The following is a 16,234-nucleotide window of genomic DNA, read 5'->3' on the forward strand; positions in this document are numbered from 1 at the left end:
CTTCATGCTGATCAATGCCAACAACCTCAAGACTATCTTTCTCAACCTGAAGACCATCTTCAACAACGCTTTTGACGCTGCCCCCAGCCAGTGGCAGGAGGTGGCCATGCTGGTGCCGTCCAGCGCCCGCCAGAACGATTACGCCTGGCTCAGCCGTTTTCCGCGCATGAAAAAGTGGATCGGTGACAAGGCGGTGAAGGCGCTGGAAGCGTCCAAATACACCATCGTCAACGACGACTGGGAAGCCACAGTCGAGGTGGACCGTAACGACATCGAGGACGACCAGCTGGGCATCTACAAGCCGCAGGCCGAGATGGCCGGTTTCTCCGCCAAGCAACTGCCGGATGAAATCGTGTTCGAGCTGGCGAACCTGGGCTTTAGCAGCCGCTGCTACGACGGTCAGTATTTCTTTGACCGTGACCACCCCGTCAATGGCAAGTCGGTATCCAACCGTGGCAGTGCCCGGCTGTCAGCCGCCAGTGTGGTGGCTGCCCGTAACAGCTACGGTGCCGCCCGCACCGCCATGCGCAAATTCCGTGACGAGGAAGGCCGCCCCCTCAACATCACCCCCAATGTGCTGCTGGTGGGCCCGGCGCTGGAGGACGAAGCCAACGCGCTGATGACGGTGGAGCGGCTGGAGGATGGCAAGGCCAACCCGTACAAGGGCACGGCAAAAGTCGTGGTCGCACCGTGGCTGAATTCCGACACCGCCTGGTTCCTGCTGGATACCAGCAAGCCGGTGAAGCCCTTTGTCTACCAGGAGCGCAAGAAGCCGGAGTTCGTGCAGCAAACCGACCCGCAGGCCGACGACGTGTTCATGCGCAAGCGTTACAAGTTCGGGGCGGAGGCACGTGCGGCCGGGGGTTATGGCTTTTGGCAGTTGGCCTATGGCTCTGATGGCACTGCTGCATAAGGAGGAGCACAACATGATCCGCATCACCGCATTGGCCGACGGTTTCCGCCGTGCCGGCATGGCACACAGCGCCACCCCCACCGAACACCCGGACGACACCTTCTCCCAGGAACAGCTGCAGGAGCTGCAGGCCGAACGGCTGCTGCTGGTGGAAGTGCTGCCCAACCCGGTAGCAGCGCCAACCGGCGAGGACGAGCAGGTGAAGGAAGAAACCGACCCGCCTGCCGACACCGCCAAGCCACCGGCCAAGACCAGCAGCAAAACCAAGGGGGCCGCCTGATGTACGCCACGCAAGATGACATGGTGGCGCGGTTTAGCATGCGCGAAGTGGTGGCACTGACCGACCGCAGCCTGCATGGCGTGATCGACGCGGACGTGCTGCAGGCGGCGCTGGTGGACGCCTCGGCGGAGATCGACGGCTATCTGGCCGCCCGCTATGCCGTCCCGCTGGCCGGGCCGCCGCGCATCATCAGCGGCTATTGCTGCGACATTGCCCGCTATCGGCTATGCGGCAGCGAAACCTTGCAAACCGAGCTGATCCGCGAACGCTATCAGGACGCCATCCGCTTTCTCACCCTGGCGGCGGCCGGCAAGGTCACGCTGGGTGGCATGCCGCATGGTGGCGTAGCGGCCACCGACAACACCGTGCAGTTCCAGCCGGGCAGCCGCGTGTTTGCCCGTGATGCCGGAGGCTACTGATGATTGCCTTGATCGAAAACGCCATCATCCAGCGCCTGCAGCTGGGCCTGGGTCAGCTGGTACGCGAGGTGGGCAGCTATAGCGGCGAGCTGGACGACGACCTTCCCGAGGCCATCCGCCGCTTTCCAGCGGCATGGGTCACCTTTGGCGGCATTGTCGACAGCAAGCCGCGCAGCACCAGCCGTCAGCAATACCGGGTGCAGGGCCAGTATGTGGTGATGGTGGGCGAACGCTCGCTGCGCAGTCACCTGGCGGGCCGTCAGGGCGGCCCCGGCCCTGGTGAGGTCGGCAGCTATGCCCTGGTGCGCGCCGTGCGCCGTCTGTTAACCGAACAGGATCTGGGCCTGGCCATCAGCCCGTTAACGCCGGGCAAGGTACGCACCCTGTTTAACACCCGTCTGGCCGACCAGGCCTTCAGCGTGTTTGCCTGCGAATTTGCCTGCAGCTGGCTGGAGCAAGCCTTGCCGCTGGGCCAATGGCCAACGCCGCCCGCGCCGGATGCACTCGGCAGCATCGATGCCAGCAACCCCGACGCCGTGTTCAGTCTGGCGCGGGGCCAGACCGGCGAGGCCGACCCACCCTTGCTGGGCATCGGTCTCAACTACCACCTGGCCCCGGACGATGGCCAGGCCGACGCCCAGGACATCCTCAGGAGTACCCCATGAAAGTGATTGCCGCCCCCGGCCTGCAAGTGCCGAAGGAAGACCAGCCGCGCAGCTACATCAGCGACAGCGAAGCCGTGACCGTAGAGCCCAGCGCCTATTACATGCGCCAGCTGGCCGATGGCGACTTGCTGGAAGTCGCTGCAGACCTGGCCGACGACATCAGCCCCGCTGCGCCGGATGACTTGCCCGACGACAGTGCCGAGCAGGCAGCAGTCGGTGTCAAAAAGACCGCCAGCAGCAAGAAAGGAGCAGCATGATGGCCAGCCGCAATATCAGCTTCGCTACCATCCCGGCCAGTACGCGCAAGCCGGGCAAGTATTTTGAATTCAACACCCGGCTGGCGGTACGCACCCTGCCGGGCAATCCGCAGCGGGTGCTGGTGATTGGCCAGCGCCTGGCTGCAGGTAGCCAGGCTGCCTTGCAGGCGGTGGAGGTATTCAGCGACGAGCAGGCCGCCCAGCTGTTTGGCCGTGGCAGCCAGGTCCACCTGATGGCCCGGGCAGCCATTACGGCCAATCCCTATCTGCAACTCACCGTCATCAGCGTGGACGATGCCGCCGCTGGCCTTGCCGCCACTGGCAAGCTCACCCTGGCCGGCAAGGCCGACAGTAATGGTGTGCTCAGCCTGTGGGTAGGCACGCAGCGGGTGGATGTGGCCATTGCCGCTGGTGACACGGCAGCCATCGTGGCCAGTGCGCTGCACACCGCGCTGACACGCCATGCCGATTTGCCGCTGCAGGCCAGCCTCGCGGCCCCCGTCCTCAACCTCACCGCCCGTAACAAAGGGAGCCAGGGCAACTGGATCAAGCTGCGCGCCAGCAGCACTGCCAAGGGGCTGACGGTCGTCAGCGATGCCAGCCTGAGTGGCGGCAGCATCGACCCGGACCTGCGTCCGGCAACGGCCGCTGTGGTGGCCGCTGGCCATCACATCATTGCCTGCCCCACGCCCGAGGCCGAGCCGCTGCAACAGCTGCGCCAGCATCTTGAGTTTGTCTCCGGGGCCATGGAACAGCGCGGTGCCATTGCCACTGCCGGCTGGCCGGGCAGCCTTGCCACCGGCACCGCACTGATGGCACAGAGCAATAGCGGCCGCATCAGCATGGCCTGGCACCGAGGGTCGAACAAGCTGCCTTGCGAGATTGCTGCCGGCTACGCCGCCGTACTGGCCAGCGAGGAAGATCCGGCCCGCCCGCTCAACACCCTGGAAATCAAGGGGCTGGATGTACCGGCCATTGCCGACCAGACCATGCGCACCGAGCAGGAGAACGCCCTGTACAACGGCCTGACCCCGCTGGAAGTCGGCCCCGGTGGCCGGGTGCAGATTGTGCGCGCCGTCAGCAGCTACACCCGCGACCCGCAAGGCGTGGAAGACGAATCCCTGCTGGACATCACCACCATGCGCACGCTGGATTATGTGCGCCGCGCCTGCCGTGAGCGGGTCAGTTTGCGCTTTCCCCGCGACAAGCTGTCGGCCCGCACCCCGGACAAAGTACGCAGCGAAATCCTGGATGTGCTCTACAAGCTGGAGGAGCTGGAAATCCTGGAAGCTGTCGATGCCAACAAGGACGGCGTACTGGTGGAGCGCGACCTGCAGAACGTGGGCTGGCTGTGCGTCAAGATTCCGGCCGATGTGGTGAATGGTTTGCATGTGATCGCCGGCCGCATCGACTTGCTGCTGTAGCCGCCGTAAAAGCGTTGTCACGGCGTTGCGCTGCCTTGCCGTACTCCTTGTACTGTCTGCGGCAGCGCGCCTGGTGACAACGTTTTTACCTGTTTAACCAAGGTAGCGAGTCCTGAGGCCGCTGCCACCACCAGGAGCACACCATGCTCGAAGAATACGCCGGGGCCATCGTGCTGGAAGTGAATGGCCAGGAAGTGGAAGTCATCGACCTGTCCGTCACCGGCAAGACCGGCCGCAAGCTGGTGAAAACCATGAACAAGACCGGCCGCGCCAAGGGCTTTGCCAAGGGCATTGCCGAATTCGACCTGGCTGCCACCGTGGCAATCCCGCTGTCCGGGGATCTGGACTGGGACGGCATCGAGGGCGAAAAACTCACCATCTACCCGCTCAGCCCGGGCGGCAAGCGCACCAGTTACCTGGACTGCTTCAGTACCGAAGTGGGCGAAAAATACAGTGTTGATAACGAAGCCCGCCGCGACATCAAGCTGCAGGCACTACGCAAGGTAGAAGAATGATGATGACTGAACCCGGACAACTGCTGTACGGCGTGGAGTGGCCAGAAGGCTCTGGTCAGCTGCATTACGACTTCGCCATGCGCCTGCCCACCATCGGTGACAATATTGCCGCCATCGAGAACCACGGCGTGGCTTCCAATATCCGCATCAACACCGCGATGATGGCCAGCTGCCTGGTGAGCCTGGGCGACATCCCGCCCGAGCAGCTGGATTTTGCGCTGCTCAGCCGGCTGGTGGATGACGACTTCGACACCCTGGCCACCGCCCGTGACGCGCTCAAAAAAAAGCGCAGGCGGCCGAGCAGCAGCTTGCCGGCTACCGACTCACCGTCCTTGCCCTCGGCCGCTACGGCATCAGCGAATCTGCCATCCGCCAGCTGAGCCAAGCCCAGCTGGACGGCTATCTGGCCGCACTGGCCCGGCTGCACGGTCACAAGCCCGGCAGCCGGGGGCAGACGCAACGCATTACTTCCTTGCGCAGGAAACCCGTTAAATGAGCCGCAACATGGAACTGGCGTTAACGCTCAAGGCTCGCGACGACATGTCGCGCACCGTGGGCCGCGCCTTGCAGACCATCGGGCAGGAAAGCCAGCGCGCCGAACGGGCGGTGGTGGGCCTGTCGCGGGAAAGCCAGCGCATGGCCAGTGCCCGCGAAACCCTGGGCATCCGCGCCGAGCGCACCATCCAGCGCGAAATCGCCCAGACCGAAGCCGCCTACCAGCGGCTGAGCCGCAGTGGCACGCTGTCGGCCCGTGAGCAGGTCCGCGCTTTTGACGCCATGCGCGACAAGGTGGGCAAGCTGCGTCAGGAAATGCACGGAGTGGAACGGCAGCAGAGCAAGCTGATTAGCGGGGCCAAGGGCTTGGCAGCGGTAGCCGCAGGGGTGGCCGTCGGTGCGCGGGTCTTGTCCGGCCCGGTGAAACAGACCATGGGCTATGAGCGCCGCCTGGCGATGATGGCCAATACCGCCTATGCCGAACGCAATCTGTCCGGCCGCAAGCAAGGCATGGTCGAGCTGGATAAAACCATCAACACCGCCGTGCGTCATGGAGGTGGCACCCGCGAAGAAGCCGCCGACACCCTGGACAATCTGATTGCCTCCGGGGCCATGGATATCAAGACGGCCAGCAGCTTGTTGCCCACCCTGCAAAAAATGGCCACTGGCACCGGTGCCGACCCCAAAGAGCTGGGCAATATCGCGATTCGTGCCATGCAGACCATGGGCATCAAGCCACAAGAAGTCCCTGTCTTGCTAGACCAAGCCATCATGGCCGGCCAGAAAGGCGGCTTTGAACTGAAAGACATGGCCAAATGGCTGCCGCAGCAAATGGCGGCCGCCAAGCTCAGCGGCATTAGCGGCATGCCGGGCATGGCCAAGCTACTGGCGGCCAACCAGGCTGCCGTGATTACCGCCGGCAGCAAGGATGAGGCCGGCAACAACCTGGTGAACCTGCTGACCAAGATCAACAGCCAGGACACCGCCCGCGATGCCGCCAAAATCAGCGCGACGACATTCCGCGAAAAGCGCAAAGGTGAACAAGGCATAGATCTGCCCGCCACCCTGGCGCGTGGCCGCGAAAAAGGCATGGACTCGCTGGACAGCTTTGTTGGCCTGACTGAAAAAGTGATCGGCGGCGACAAGCGCTACCAGACCATCCAGGACAAACTCAAGCGCACCGACAACAAGGACGAGCGCCGCGCCTTGCTGGAATCACAGGGCGACATCCTGCAGGGCTCGGCCATTGGCAAGCTGATCCAGGACCGCCAGGCGCTGATGGCCCTGGTGGCCATCATGAACAACCGCAAATACATGCAGGACATCGAAACCGCCTTGCCTAATGCCAAAGGGACGGGTCAGGCCAACTATCAGCTGATTGCCGACACCCCGGCTTTCAAGGCCGAGCAGCTGGCGAATGAGCGCGCCATTGCCACGCAAAAAGCCATGGAAGGATTGAACGGTGCACTGGGCGACGCCGCCAGCAAGCTGGTGGAGTACGCCCAGGAATACCCCGGCCTGACGGCTGCGCTGGTTGCTGCCGGCACGGCTACTGCAGCCCTGGCGGCCGCCGCCGCAGCCGCCGCCATTCCGCTGGCGCTGATCGGCAAGGGCGGGATGCCTGGACTGCCTGGTGGCGGTGGTGGAGCCACCATCGCTCGCAATGCCGGTAAGGGCTGGCTGGGGCGTCTGGGTCTGGCCGGCCTGGTGGGAGGAACGCTGTTTTCCATGGTGCCAGACACCAACGAAAAACAGGGCCGCGAAGATGTCAAAAAAGGTGACTGGTGGAATGCCTCTTTTAATCTGCCAGCCCCAGCCCTGTTTGCCGCCGTGCGGGAACAGCTGTTTCCGGCTCAGCCCATCAAGCGCAACGCGCCCGACCCCGGTGCACCCATTCCACAGGCCGGCGTGAACGCCCCGGCTCCAGCGCCACCGCTGGCCCTGCTGCAATCTGTCATGGACTCCTCCACCCGCTTTAACCTGGCCGCCGACAAGATACAGCAGGCCAGCCAGCAGCCCATTCCGCTGCATGTCACGGTGGACGTGCAGAACGGCAATATCGTGGCCGCTGTTAACCAGGCCAATAAGCTGGAATGGAGGAGAAACTGATGTCCTGGAAAGATAATCTGCTGGACGCCAGCTTTCGTGGAATGGTGTTCGACTGCCTGCAGACCGAGGACGAGGCCGAGCGCGATACCGCCAGCCATGCCTATCCCTATATGGATGGCGAGGATGTGGAGGACCTGGGACGCAAGGCGCGCCAGCTGCGGCTGACGGCGGTGTTTTTTGGCGATGATTACGACAGCCGCCTGCAGGCTTTTCTGGCCATGCTGGATGAACCCGGCCATGGCGAGCTGATTCACCCGGTGTTCGGCAGCATGGCGCGCATGCAGCTGCTGCGCCATGTCGTGCGCCACTCGGCCGAGGACGTGGATTACTGCACGGTAGAACTGACCTTCAAGGAAGCCACGCCGAGCCAGCCTTTTTTTGTGCAGCAGCTGCCGGCACAGCAGGCGCAGAGCCTGGCTTTGCAGGCGGATACGGTACGGCAGGCCGGCATTGCGGTGTTCGACCAGGCGCTGTCCGGTCTCAAGCAATGGCAGGCTAATCTGGCACCCTTGCAGGCGCTGGGTACGGTGATGACCGGCACGCTGGCGGCCGTGCGCAGCCAGCTGCATGGCCTGGTGGCCGGGGCCAGCCTGCTGGACAGTCCACGCGCCTTTGCGGCGGAGCTGGTGGGGCTACTGGATGGGCTGGTGGATCTGCGCGGCTTCGATACCGACACCATCGCCAGCGACTGGAACAGCCTCGCCAGGCAGCTGGACCGCATCGTGCTGCTGCCGGTGCAGCTATCGCGGCCGGCAGATCCGCTCAGTGACTTTCCGTCTGTTGCTGAGGGTCAGCCCATCCCGGCCCCGACCCTGCCGCCACACCCGCAGGATGTGGCCCAGCTCACCGCCCTGGTTCAAGCCGTGGCCGCCAGCACGCTGGCCAGCACCGCCAGTGAACTGCTGGCCGACCAGGCCGAACAGCCCACGCTCACCCCGCCGCAGCTGGAAACCATCGCCAACGATGTGCGCCAACTGCTGCAAACCAGCATCGACAGCCATCAGGCGACCTACCCGCTGGAGCTGGCCCGCCCGGTGATAGCGGCGTTAAAAGACACTGCGCAGGCCGTACAGGAAGCCGCCCGCGCCGTCATTGCATTGGCCCCGCCGCTGATCCAGCGCCGGGTGGAACAGGACGGCAATCTGCATCTGCAGGCCTTTGCCTGGTATGGCGATTACCGCCGCGCCGCCGAGCTGGCCCGACTCAACCCCACACTGCGCAACCCCAACCACCTGCAAGCCGGAGACCTGCTCCATGCCTACGCCCGCTAACGCCGTGCCTGCCGACCACATCGTCAGCCTGCTGCTGGCTGGCAAAGTCCATCAAAGCTGGAGCAGCTACGAGATCGACTCCGACCTGCTCACCCCGGCCGATGCCTGGCAGCTGCAGCTGGGCCTGCCGGATGGCCGCCTGCCGCCAGCCCTGCAGGAAGGTGTGGCAGTACAACTGCGCATCGGCCGCGACCTGGTGATGACCGGGCAGATTGACGACATCGAGGACCCGATAGAACACGGCGCGCACACGCTGACCCTGCGTGGCCGGGATGGTGCGGCGATCCTGGTGGATTGCTCCTCGCCCATCTTCACCCGCCGCCAGGCCACCCTGGCGGAAATCGTCGCCGATGTCGTGCGGCCGCTGGGCTTGAACAAGATCCGCATCGACGCCGCCCGCACCGTCACCCGCGAGAAAGTCAGTGTTGAACCCGGCGACAGCGCCTGGGACACGCTACGCAATGCGGCAGAAGCCAATGGCCTGTGGCCGTGGTTTGAACCGGATGGCACGCTGGTGATCGGAGGGCCGGACTACCAGCGGCCCCCAGTGGCCAGCCTGATCCTGCGCCGCGATGGCCAGGGCAATAATGTTGAGCGCCTGCACCGGGTGCGCAGCATGGCCGGGCGTTATTCGGACGTCACCGTACTGGGCCAGTCACACGGCAGTGCGCTGCAGGCCGGTCGCCATGCCATCAAGGTGGTGGAGCGTGACAGCAGCGTCAGTGTTTACCGGCCACGCATCGTCATCGACCACGATGCCGACAGCCTGGCCGCCGCCCGTGCCCGGGCACGCAAGCTGCTGTCTGACTCGCGCCTGCAGGGGCTGACGCTACAAGCCACAGTAAAAGGCCACCGCAGCAGCGACGGCCTGTTGTGGACGCCGGGCCAGCGCCTGCATGTATTGAGCGAGCCGCACGACATCAACGGCATTTACTTCCTGATGGCGCGGCGCTTCAGCGGCGGCCGTGGCCGCCCCAGCCACACCCTGCTCACCCTGAAAGAAGACGGGGCCTGGGTGCTGGATGCCCATCCTCACCAGCGCAGCCATCGCAAGGGCAAGAACAGCAGCGCCAGCACAACCCTGGTGGCGGTGGATGTTGGCCCGCCCAATTCAAGCAAAGGCAAGCCATGACTCCGGACATCGACCGCCGCATCAGCCGCGCCCTGGCCGGCATCCGCCAGGCCTTCCGGGGTGTGCTGGGCCTCACCAGCAACGGAGCCGGCAGCCAGCTGGCCCAGGTGGAGGGCTTGGCCGACGAGCCTTTGCCCGACCTGGAGCTGTTCCAGCAGTTTGGCTTTAGCAGCAACCCGCCGCCCGGTACCGCCGTCATCGTGCTGCCGCTGGGTGGCAAAACCAGCCACGGCATCATCATCGCCACCGAAAACGGCCAGTTCCGCGTACAGGGCCTGGCCCCCGGCGAAACAGCCGTGTTTAACGCTTTCGGCGATACCTTTGTGTTTAAAGACGGCAAGATCGAAGGCAGCACCAAAACCTTTACCCTCACCGCCACGGAAGGCATGCGCTTTGACAGCCCACAGGCCGAATTTACCGGCCAGGTGTTGGTACGCCAGCAGCTAAGCGGGCAAGGCGGCATGGCCATACAGGGGGGCGATGGCGCGGTGTTCAGCGGGGATGTGCGGCAGGAGGGAGGCTGCTACCAGACGGATGGCGATGTGGTGGCGAGAGGGGTGAGTTTGAGGAGGCATACCAACAACGGCATGCCGGTAGATGGAGGCTAGTTGTACATTTCCCCCCCCTGTTTCGGTGAGACAAGACAGGTCAGACTGAAACCTCTTTCCTCCAGGAGTACAACATGACCAAAACATTCGTTCTTGTCCGTCACACTGCCCAAGATATGCGCGCAGCCAAGAGCCATACGCTAGACAGCATGACAAATACCGTAAGCATTGCCCTTCAATCATGTGGCTATGACTATCAAGAAAGACAGATTCTCGGAGGTGACGGCTATATCAGTAATGCCCTGCAAGTTGATGCTGTGATAGACAGACTACAAGCAAACTTGGAGGAGCTGCGTAAGGAGGCAAAACGATACCTATCGAGTCAGTAGTGATAGTGCCACGTAGCTCAGGCATTTCTTAATATGCAAAATTGTAGTCAAAATATCATTGTTTATGCTTGAAGGATACAAAATCATCCCAATGATAGGGTGACTATGTGAATAGAGGTTTTGTCAATGAAAAATTCCCTGAAAATTACTGATGCCGAGCGACTGATCCTAGCTAATCAGTACCAAATTCTTGCCGAACTTGAAGTGCTTAATAAGCATGGAGATGGGAAAGAATATTCAGAGCTATCGAATGACCTTCGAGATGGCTACAGCTTTTTCTATGATGGTTTTTTTGATGCAGTACTTTCCAACGTCCTAGACAAAGATGATGAAAGCTTTGTATTAAACACCTTAGATCTGTTCTCCACACTAAAAGCTAGTTACGATGAGCTTGATAAAGCACAGCAGGCTGAAATCTATGCAAAAGGGATCTCATTTGATGGTTTTGACGGAAATCATGAGACCGAGCTTCTTGGATTTGTAGACGCACTTGCAAAGCACAATAGATTTTTCACCATTCTTGATGGAAAAATGGGACTAAATTCGCATGCACCCATGGTGAGCATTTATCAAAGACAATTAGCCAAATGGGAAGAGTTGGGAGAGCCACTTTATCCAATGAGCTTTGAGCAAATTCGTGATATTGCTGAAGCTAGAAAACACCCAACAGCGCGTAAATAATCGAATAAACGGTTACCCACTGAACCCCCTCAGCTAATCCCATCCCCCACCATGCCCCGACAATCGGGGCATGGACGCTTTACTCGACCCTCACACCGCCAGCTATGCCGGCAGCCGCACCAGCACCCTGGCCAATGCCGTTTATCTGCGCCTGGCCACGCCGCTGGGCAGTTGGTGGGCAGACCCCTCGCTTGGCTCACGCCTGCATGAGCTGCAACGCGCCAAAGACCTCAGCCGTATCGACGCGCTGGCGCGGCAGTATGCCGAGCAGGCTCTGGCTCCCTTGCTGCAGGATGGCCGTGCCAGCCGTATTTCGGTAGAGAGCCAGCGGCCCCGGCCCGGCTGGCTGGTGCTGTTGATTACCGTCACCGCGGCCAGCGGCACACTACAGACCTTCCGCTATCCAGTGCGGGTGGCCGGCTGATGGCTTATCCCTTGCTCACCATGGCGCAGATTCGCGCCGACATGCTGCGCGACATCCGCAACCTGCTGCCCGAAGCCGATACAGGCCCGGACTCGGACTACTTCATCCGCGCCACCTCGGTAGCCAGCGCGGTAGAAGGCCTGTACCAGCACCAGGCGTGGATGGTGCGGCAGATTTTCCCCGACACCGCCGATCATGATTATTTGCTGTTGCATGCCCGACTGCGTGGTCTGGAGCCCAAGCCGGCCGTGGCCGCCAGCGGCCGCATGCTGTTGCGTGGTAATCCTGGCAGCCCCATCGCTGCCGGAATACAGGGCAAGTGGACCGACCAGCTGTATGTCAGCCGCGAGGCCGGGCTGATCGGTGCAGATGGCACAGCGACAGTGGCCGCCAGTGCAGCACTGGCAGGATTTGCTGGCAATGCGCCGGACGATGCCCGGCTGGAGCTGCTGGCCCCACCGCCAGGCATGCAGTCGGCAGGTCAACTGGTGGAGATGCGCGGTGGGGTGGAGGAAGAAAGCGATGCCGAGCTGCTGGCGCGGCTGCTGGATCTGATCCGCCGTCCACCCGCTGGCGGCAATGTGCATGACTACCGCCGCTGGGCATTGGAAGTGCCGGGCGTGTCGGCAGCTTATGTCTACCCGCTACGGCGCGGACTGGGCACGGTGGACATCATCATCACCTCGGCCGGTGGCCTGCCATCGGTGGCGACGCTGGCCGCCGCACAGGCGCATATCGACGCGCTGCGCCCGGTCACTGCCAGGCACAGCCTGGTCGCTGCACCTGCGGTGCGACTGGTGGATGTGGAGCTGTTGCTGTCGCTGTCCGGCCTGACGCTGGAACAAGCCCGACTACAGCTGACACCGCAGCTGCACACCCGTTTCGACCAGTTGGCCCCCGGCCAGCTGCTGATCCGCAGCCAGCTGGAAACGCTGGCTTCCAGCCTGCCCGGCGTGGTGGACCGGCGCATCGTGCTACCGGCCGCCAATGTGCAGCCGCTGGTGAATGAACAGCGGGTGGAATGGCTGCGCCTGGGCCGACTCGACATCAAGGCCATGCCATGAGCCACGCCACACTATTGGCACTGCTGCTGCCACCGCAATCCTATGCACGCAATGCCCAGCCCTTGCAGATCGAGCTGCAGGCCGAGGGCCGGGCGCTCGATGTGGCCGAGCGCGATGGCCTGCAGGCTGCTGCCGCCATCTCCCCCTTCTTTGCCGAATACACCCTGCCGGACTGGGAGCGAGTGTGTGCGCTCACCCCGCCCAGCGGTGCCGGCTACCAGCAGCGGCTGCAGGCGGTGCTGGCCAAGCTGGCGGCTACCGGGGGGCTGAGTATTCCTTACTTTCAGCGACTGGCCAGCAGCCTGGGTTACCGCATCGACATTGTCGAACCGCAGCCTTTTCGTGCCGGCATCAACCGCGCCGGCGACATGCTGCAGGTGGCCGACATTATCTGGGTGTGGCAGGTGGTGGTGCATGCCGCCCAGGTGCAGGCCTGGCGTTTCCGTGCTGGCCAGTCCGCTGCCAGCGAGGCGCTCACCAGCTTTGGCGACCCGGTGCTTGAAACCGTGTTCCGCGAGCTGAAACCGGCGCACACCTTTGTCTACTTCGCCTATCAGGAGGGCTGAATGCACAAGATCAACACCCCGGACAGCCTGTTTCACGATGGCGACCCGTCAACCGGCGCGCTGGGCACCATCGTCACCGCCGCCTGGCTGAATGCCATGCAGGGCGAGCTGGTGAGCGTGATCGAGGCGGCCGGCATCAAGCTGGATGCTGGCAAAACCAACCAGCTACTGCAAGCCATCGCCAAGCTGGTGAGCGATGCCGCCGCGCCACTCAAGCATGGCCATCTCTGGACAGACATCAGCAAAACCCCCACCACGCTGGCGGGGTATGGGATTGGGGACGCACTAGCACTCAAACCGGGACTAGCTGACAAGGTGGACTTGAACAGCATCAGTGAAACCGGCCTTTATCATCAGTCCAATAATGCGGCGGCGGAGAGTGGCAGCAATTACCCGACCCCCTATGCTGGCATGCTGTTTGTCTTCAGTGCTGGCTTGATGTGCTACCAGCAATTCCAGGATTACCAGGGCAAACGGCTGTGGTGGCGGGTCAAGTACCGCGATGCCTGGTCCAGCTGGAATGCCAGCACGGCGCTGGTCGAACTCCCCGGCCAGTGGGACACCCGCTTAAACCAACGCATGACTTTCCAGTACTGAGGCCGCGCCATGCCCAAGACCTTTATCGACGGCCGGGAAATCAAGCGCTGGTGGCTGGATGGCCGCGAAGTCAGCCGTGCCTATCTTGATGGCCGCCTGGTGTTCCAGAAAGAAACCGTCATCCGCATCAGCGCCCACGACCATGGCATCACGGGCCAATGGGTGATCGACCGTATCCAAACAGCATTTGCAGGTGCGCCACCCGCCGGAGCCAGCATCCGCTTGGTCATTGAGTCAGGCATCCAGCTGGTGGCCGCCAATGTCGGCGAATGTTTCCGCCTGGACGGTAGCTGGTGGAATGGCACATTGGCAAGCTGCCAGATCATCATCGAAAACCACGGCTACCTGCTGGGGCGTGGTGGCCAGGGCGGCAATACTGGCTCGGGTTGGCAGGAGGCAGGTTTGCCTGGCGGCAATGGCATCGTCAGCAATGGCGTGCCACTGCTGGTGGCCAACTATGGCGTGATTGGCGGCGGTGGCGGCGGCAGCGGTGCCACTGGCTGGTACGACGGCGGCAGTGGCAACTACAACTCCACCGGTGGCGGTGGTGCCCCCTTCGGTCCGGGTGGGCCAAACAATAGCGGCAGTAATGGCAAATGGTGGGGATCGGCCGCCAGCTTGGACACGCCAGGCCGCAGCGGTGGAGGGCCGGGGGGCAATGTTCCAGGTGGCAACTGGGGCGAGAAAGGCGGCGACGGCTTGTTCAAACAGGCTGGAGGTGCCCGTTACCCGGTAGCTGGCGGCCCTGCCGGCTCCGCCATCATCTGTAGTAACGCTGCCTTTGGCTGGATCAATCGCGGCGACATCCGAGGAAACGCACCATGAACAGCCTGATCTTTGACGGCAGCATCACCCGCCTGCAGCGCGCTCACGGCACCTTCCACACCCGGCTTATTCCAGTCCTTACCCCACGCCCGGCCAGCGAGGACAGCACGCAGCAAGGTGTGCCTATTCGCATCCGCTACCTGCTGGCGGAGCCGGCCGACAAGTCGGTGCTGGAGCTGGACGACGCCGACTACACCTGGCAGCTGAATGCCGAACAATGCGCCGAGCTGGACACCTTCATCACTGACTTCGACCCGGCCAATGCCATTGCCTGGCCCGCGCCGCTGTCAGCGGAAGAACAGGAGCGCCTGACCCGCGCCGAACGCGACCGCCGCCTGCAGGCCACCGATTACCTGCTGATGCCGGACTACCCCATCAGCACGGCCGACCTGGACGCAGTGAAGGCCTACCGCCAGCAGCTGCGGGATTTGAGCCAAGCGCCGGACTGGCCTGATGTTGCGTGGCCAGCGCTAACGCCAGGCGGAGAGGAGGACGCAGCCACAACCACCCTGCCCGAATCTGAATAAGTGAGAGACAGCGACCGACCATGATGCGTCAACATCAGGCCGGCCAGCTGACCCGCAGAACGACCCTGCAAGTCACCCCAAGGCTGCCACTTTCTGCGCAGAAAGCCCGGACAGTCTAACGGTTAAACGGTCCCGGACCACCTTGCCGATGTCACTACCCGAAATCCGCTGCGGCCATTGCGGCCGCAAACTCGCCGAGGGCCACGTGCTGGTCCTCAGCATCAAATGCCCGCGCTGCCGGGTGCTAAATCATTACCAGGCCACGAGCCATTCACCAGCGCACCAGGGCGTGCCAGACAGGACACCAACTGATGCACAGCCAACCCATCATTCCCTGGTTGGGCGGTAAACGCCGTCTGGCCGACAAACTACTGCCGCTGTTTCCGCCACATGACTGCTATGTCGAACTGTTCTGTGGCGGCGCAGCCCTGTACTTCCTGCGCCATCATCCGGCAAAAACCGAGGTGCTCAACGATGTGAACGGCGAACTAGTCAACCTGTACCGTGTGGTTCAACACCATCTGGAAGAGTTTGTACGCCAGTTCAAATGGGCTATCAGCAGCCGTGAAGTATTCAAATGGCAGCAAATGACTCGCCCGGAAACCCTGACCGACATCCAGCGCGCTGCCCGCTTTTATTACCTGCAGCAGCACGCCTTCGGCGGCAAGGTACAGGGTCAAAACTATGGCACCGCCACCACCACGCCGATGATTAACCTGTGCCGCATCGAGGAGAACCTCAGCGCCGCCCACCTGCGACTGGCCGGTACCAATATCGAAAACCTGCCCTGGGACGAATGCCTACAGCGCTACGACCGCAGCCACAGCTTCTTCTATGCCGATCCGCCGTACTGGCAAACCGAAGGCTACGGCGTCCCCTTCGGCCTGGAGCAATACCAACGCCTTGCCAACCTGATGAAGCGCTGTAAAGGCAAGGTGATGGTGAGCATCAACGACCATCCCGATATCCGTGACGTGTTTAACGGCTTCTGGATGGAAGGGCTGGAAATAAAATACAACACCGGCAACAGCCACGGGGCAGCGGATAGCAGCAAGGAACTTGTGATCACCAACTGGCAGCCGGAGGTGATGGGGGGATTGTTCTGAGGGCAAAAACAAAGGGAGCTTATGCTC

22 protein-coding genes are annotated in these 16,234 nt (G+C 62.5%); all 22 read left to right on the forward strand.

The window, feature by feature from the left end; genetic code table 11:
- Positions 1-4: 4 nt before the first annotated feature.
- The 22 genes from EAY64_RS06075 (at position 5) to EAY64_RS06180 (ending at position 16,207) form a co-directional block, all read left to right on the forward strand.
- Positions 5-913 carry a Mu-like prophage major head subunit gpT family protein gene (locus tag EAY64_RS06075; protein ID WP_103523892.1) on the forward strand — a complete coding sequence of 303 codons (909 nt, stop codon included), beginning with the start codon at positions 5-7 and terminating at the stop codon, positions 911-913.
- 13 nt (positions 914-926) lie between these two features.
- Positions 927-1,193 carry an HI1506-related protein gene (locus EAY64_RS06080; protein WP_147456191.1) on the forward strand — a complete coding sequence of 89 codons (267 nt, stop codon included), beginning with the start codon at positions 927-929 and terminating at the stop codon, positions 1,191-1,193.
- Positions 1,193-1,612 (forward strand): gp436 family protein, encoded by a 420-nt coding sequence (locus EAY64_RS06085; protein ID WP_103523894.1) that lies wholly within the window; start codon positions 1,193-1,195, stop codon positions 1,610-1,612. The genes EAY64_RS06080 and EAY64_RS06085 overlap by 1 nt, the downstream gene beginning before the upstream one ends.
- Entirely contained in the window at positions 1,612-2,277 is a 666-nt protein-coding gene (locus EAY64_RS06090; RefSeq protein WP_103523895.1) for a DUF1834 family protein, read from the forward strand. Before EAY64_RS06085 ends, EAY64_RS06090 begins: the two co-directional genes overlap by 1 nt.
- Positions 2,274-2,534, forward strand: a complete 261-nt coding sequence (locus EAY64_RS20570; RefSeq protein WP_226034148.1) for a DUF2635 domain-containing protein — start codon at positions 2,274-2,276, stop codon at positions 2,532-2,534. The genes EAY64_RS06090 and EAY64_RS20570 overlap by 4 nt, the downstream gene beginning before the upstream one ends.
- Positions 2,534-3,958 (forward strand): phage tail sheath subtilisin-like domain-containing protein, encoded by a 1,425-nt coding sequence (locus tag EAY64_RS06100; protein WP_103523896.1) that lies wholly within the window; start codon positions 2,534-2,536, stop codon positions 3,956-3,958. The genes EAY64_RS20570 and EAY64_RS06100 overlap by 1 nt, the downstream gene beginning before the upstream one ends.
- 143 nt (positions 3,959-4,101) lie before the next feature.
- Entirely contained in the window at positions 4,102-4,473 is a 372-nt protein-coding gene (locus EAY64_RS06105) for a phage tail protein (RefSeq protein WP_103523897.1), read from the forward strand.
- 2 nt (positions 4,474-4,475) lie between these two features.
- Positions 4,476-4,853, forward strand: coding sequence for a hypothetical protein (locus EAY64_RS06110; protein WP_147456192.1), 378 nt, complete (start codon positions 4,476-4,478; stop codon positions 4,851-4,853).
- A 112-nt stretch (positions 4,854-4,965) separates the two neighbouring features.
- Positions 4,966-7,077 (forward strand): phage tail tape measure protein, encoded by a 2,112-nt coding sequence (locus EAY64_RS06115; RefSeq protein ID WP_103523899.1) that lies wholly within the window; start codon positions 4,966-4,968, stop codon positions 7,075-7,077.
- Complete coding sequence (locus EAY64_RS06120; RefSeq protein ID WP_158604621.1) at positions 7,077-8,348, forward strand: DNA circularization protein; 1,272 nt, start codon at positions 7,077-7,079, stop codon at positions 8,346-8,348. Before EAY64_RS06115 ends, EAY64_RS06120 begins: the two co-directional genes overlap by 1 nt.
- Positions 8,332-9,480, forward strand: a complete 1,149-nt coding sequence (locus tag EAY64_RS06125) for a phage baseplate assembly protein (protein ID WP_199734394.1) — start codon at positions 8,332-8,334, stop codon at positions 9,478-9,480. Before EAY64_RS06120 ends, EAY64_RS06125 begins: the two co-directional genes overlap by 17 nt.
- Positions 9,477-10,088 carry a phage baseplate assembly protein V gene (locus EAY64_RS06130; protein ID WP_103523901.1) on the forward strand — a complete coding sequence of 204 codons (612 nt, stop codon included), beginning with the start codon at positions 9,477-9,479 and terminating at the stop codon, positions 10,086-10,088. The genes EAY64_RS06125 and EAY64_RS06130 overlap by 4 nt, the downstream gene beginning before the upstream one ends.
- 74 nt (positions 10,089-10,162) lie before the next feature.
- Positions 10,163-10,417 (forward strand): hypothetical protein, encoded by a 255-nt coding sequence (locus EAY64_RS06135; protein ID WP_103523902.1) that lies wholly within the window; start codon positions 10,163-10,165, stop codon positions 10,415-10,417.
- Between the two features lie 126 nt (positions 10,418-10,543).
- On the forward strand, positions 10,544-11,098 hold the full coding sequence (locus EAY64_RS06140) for a YfbU family protein (RefSeq protein ID WP_103523903.1): 555 nt from the start codon (positions 10,544-10,546) through the stop codon (positions 11,096-11,098).
- Between the two features lie 70 nt (positions 11,099-11,168).
- Complete coding sequence (locus tag EAY64_RS06145; RefSeq protein ID WP_103523904.1) at positions 11,169-11,522, forward strand: phage GP46 family protein; 354 nt, start codon at positions 11,169-11,171, stop codon at positions 11,520-11,522.
- Positions 11,522-12,586 carry a baseplate J/gp47 family protein gene (locus tag EAY64_RS06150; protein WP_103523905.1) on the forward strand — a complete coding sequence of 355 codons (1,065 nt, stop codon included), beginning with the start codon at positions 11,522-11,524 and terminating at the stop codon, positions 12,584-12,586. The genes EAY64_RS06145 and EAY64_RS06150 overlap by 1 nt, the downstream gene beginning before the upstream one ends.
- Positions 12,583-13,152 (forward strand): YmfQ family protein, encoded by a 570-nt coding sequence (locus tag EAY64_RS06155; RefSeq protein WP_103523906.1) that lies wholly within the window; start codon positions 12,583-12,585, stop codon positions 13,150-13,152. Before EAY64_RS06150 ends, EAY64_RS06155 begins: the two co-directional genes overlap by 4 nt.
- Entirely contained in the window at positions 13,153-13,749 is a 597-nt protein-coding gene (locus EAY64_RS06160) for a pyocin knob domain-containing protein (protein ID WP_103523907.1), read from the forward strand. It begins immediately after the preceding gene.
- A gap of 9 nt (positions 13,750-13,758) precedes the next feature.
- A complete protein-coding gene (locus tag EAY64_RS06165) occupies positions 13,759-14,574 on the forward strand; it encodes a hypothetical protein (protein WP_103523908.1) in 816 nt (271 codons plus the stop codon).
- Positions 14,571-15,101 carry a phage tail assembly chaperone gene (locus tag EAY64_RS06170; RefSeq protein ID WP_103523909.1) on the forward strand — a complete coding sequence of 177 codons (531 nt, stop codon included), beginning with the start codon at positions 14,571-14,573 and terminating at the stop codon, positions 15,099-15,101. Before EAY64_RS06165 ends, EAY64_RS06170 begins: the two co-directional genes overlap by 4 nt.
- 148 nt (positions 15,102-15,249) lie before the next feature.
- On the forward strand, positions 15,250-15,450 hold the full coding sequence (locus EAY64_RS06175) for a Com family DNA-binding transcriptional regulator (RefSeq protein WP_103523910.1): 201 nt from the start codon (positions 15,250-15,252) through the stop codon (positions 15,448-15,450).
- Positions 15,413-16,207: a DNA adenine methylase gene (locus EAY64_RS06180; protein WP_103523911.1), complete on the forward strand. Its 795-nt coding sequence runs from the start codon at positions 15,413-15,415 to the stop codon at positions 16,205-16,207. Before EAY64_RS06175 ends, EAY64_RS06180 begins: the two co-directional genes overlap by 38 nt.
- The last annotated feature ends 27 nt before the right edge of the window (positions 16,208-16,234 follow it).

This window comes from Aquitalea palustris (genome assembly GCF_003693445.1).
Taxonomy (GTDB): domain Bacteria; phylum Pseudomonadota; class Gammaproteobacteria; order Burkholderiales; family Chromobacteriaceae; genus Aquitalea; species Aquitalea palustris.

Bases quoted from the DNA above. Each gene is read 5' to 3' on its own strand.
- EAY64_RS06175 (WP_103523910.1), top strand. From the start codon at position 15,250: ATGTCACTACCCGAAATCCGCTGCGGCCATTGCGGCCGCAAACTCGCC.
- EAY64_RS06090 (WP_103523895.1), top strand. From the start codon at position 1,612: ATGATTGCCTTGATCGAAAACGCCATCATCCAGCGCCTGCAGCTGGGC.
- EAY64_RS06145 (WP_103523904.1), top strand. From the start codon at position 11,169: ATGGACGCTTTACTCGACCCTCACACCGCCAGCTATGCCGGCAGCCGC.
- EAY64_RS06160 (WP_103523907.1), top strand. From the start codon at position 13,153: ATGCACAAGATCAACACCCCGGACAGCCTGTTTCACGATGGCGACCCG.
- EAY64_RS06120 (WP_158604621.1), top strand. From the start codon at position 7,077: ATGTCCTGGAAAGATAATCTGCTGGACGCCAGCTTTCGTGGAATGGTG.
- EAY64_RS06105 (WP_103523897.1), top strand. From the start codon at position 4,102: ATGCTCGAAGAATACGCCGGGGCCATCGTGCTGGAAGTGAATGGCCAG.
- EAY64_RS06125 (WP_199734394.1), top strand. From the start codon at position 8,332: ATGCCTACGCCCGCTAACGCCGTGCCTGCCGACCACATCGTCAGCCTG.
- EAY64_RS06080 (WP_147456191.1), top strand. From the start codon at position 927: ATGATCCGCATCACCGCATTGGCCGACGGTTTCCGCCGTGCCGGCATG.
- EAY64_RS06115 (WP_103523899.1), top strand. From the start codon at position 4,966: ATGAGCCGCAACATGGAACTGGCGTTAACGCTCAAGGCTCGCGACGAC.
- EAY64_RS06180 (WP_103523911.1), top strand. From the start codon at position 15,413: ATGCACAGCCAACCCATCATTCCCTGGTTGGGCGGTAAACGCCGTCTG.
- EAY64_RS06155 (WP_103523906.1), top strand. From the start codon at position 12,583: ATGAGCCACGCCACACTATTGGCACTGCTGCTGCCACCGCAATCCTAT.
- EAY64_RS06130 (WP_103523901.1), top strand. From the start codon at position 9,477: ATGACTCCGGACATCGACCGCCGCATCAGCCGCGCCCTGGCCGGCATC.
- EAY64_RS20570 (WP_226034148.1), top strand. From the start codon at position 2,274: ATGAAAGTGATTGCCGCCCCCGGCCTGCAAGTGCCGAAGGAAGACCAG.
- EAY64_RS06140 (WP_103523903.1), top strand. From the start codon at position 10,544: ATGAAAAATTCCCTGAAAATTACTGATGCCGAGCGACTGATCCTAGCT.
- EAY64_RS06110 (WP_147456192.1), top strand. From the start codon at position 4,476: ATGACTGAACCCGGACAACTGCTGTACGGCGTGGAGTGGCCAGAAGGC.
- EAY64_RS06085 (WP_103523894.1), top strand. From the start codon at position 1,193: ATGTACGCCACGCAAGATGACATGGTGGCGCGGTTTAGCATGCGCGAA.
- EAY64_RS06100 (WP_103523896.1), top strand. From the start codon at position 2,534: ATGGCCAGCCGCAATATCAGCTTCGCTACCATCCCGGCCAGTACGCGC.
- EAY64_RS06150 (WP_103523905.1), top strand. From the start codon at position 11,522: ATGGCTTATCCCTTGCTCACCATGGCGCAGATTCGCGCCGACATGCTG.
- EAY64_RS06075 (WP_103523892.1), top strand. From the start codon at position 5: ATGCTGATCAATGCCAACAACCTCAAGACTATCTTTCTCAACCTGAAG.
- EAY64_RS06165 (WP_103523908.1), top strand. From the start codon at position 13,759: ATGCCCAAGACCTTTATCGACGGCCGGGAAATCAAGCGCTGGTGGCTG.
- EAY64_RS06135 (WP_103523902.1), top strand. From the start codon at position 10,163: ATGACCAAAACATTCGTTCTTGTCCGTCACACTGCCCAAGATATGCGC.
- EAY64_RS06170 (WP_103523909.1), top strand. From the start codon at position 14,571: ATGAACAGCCTGATCTTTGACGGCAGCATCACCCGCCTGCAGCGCGCT.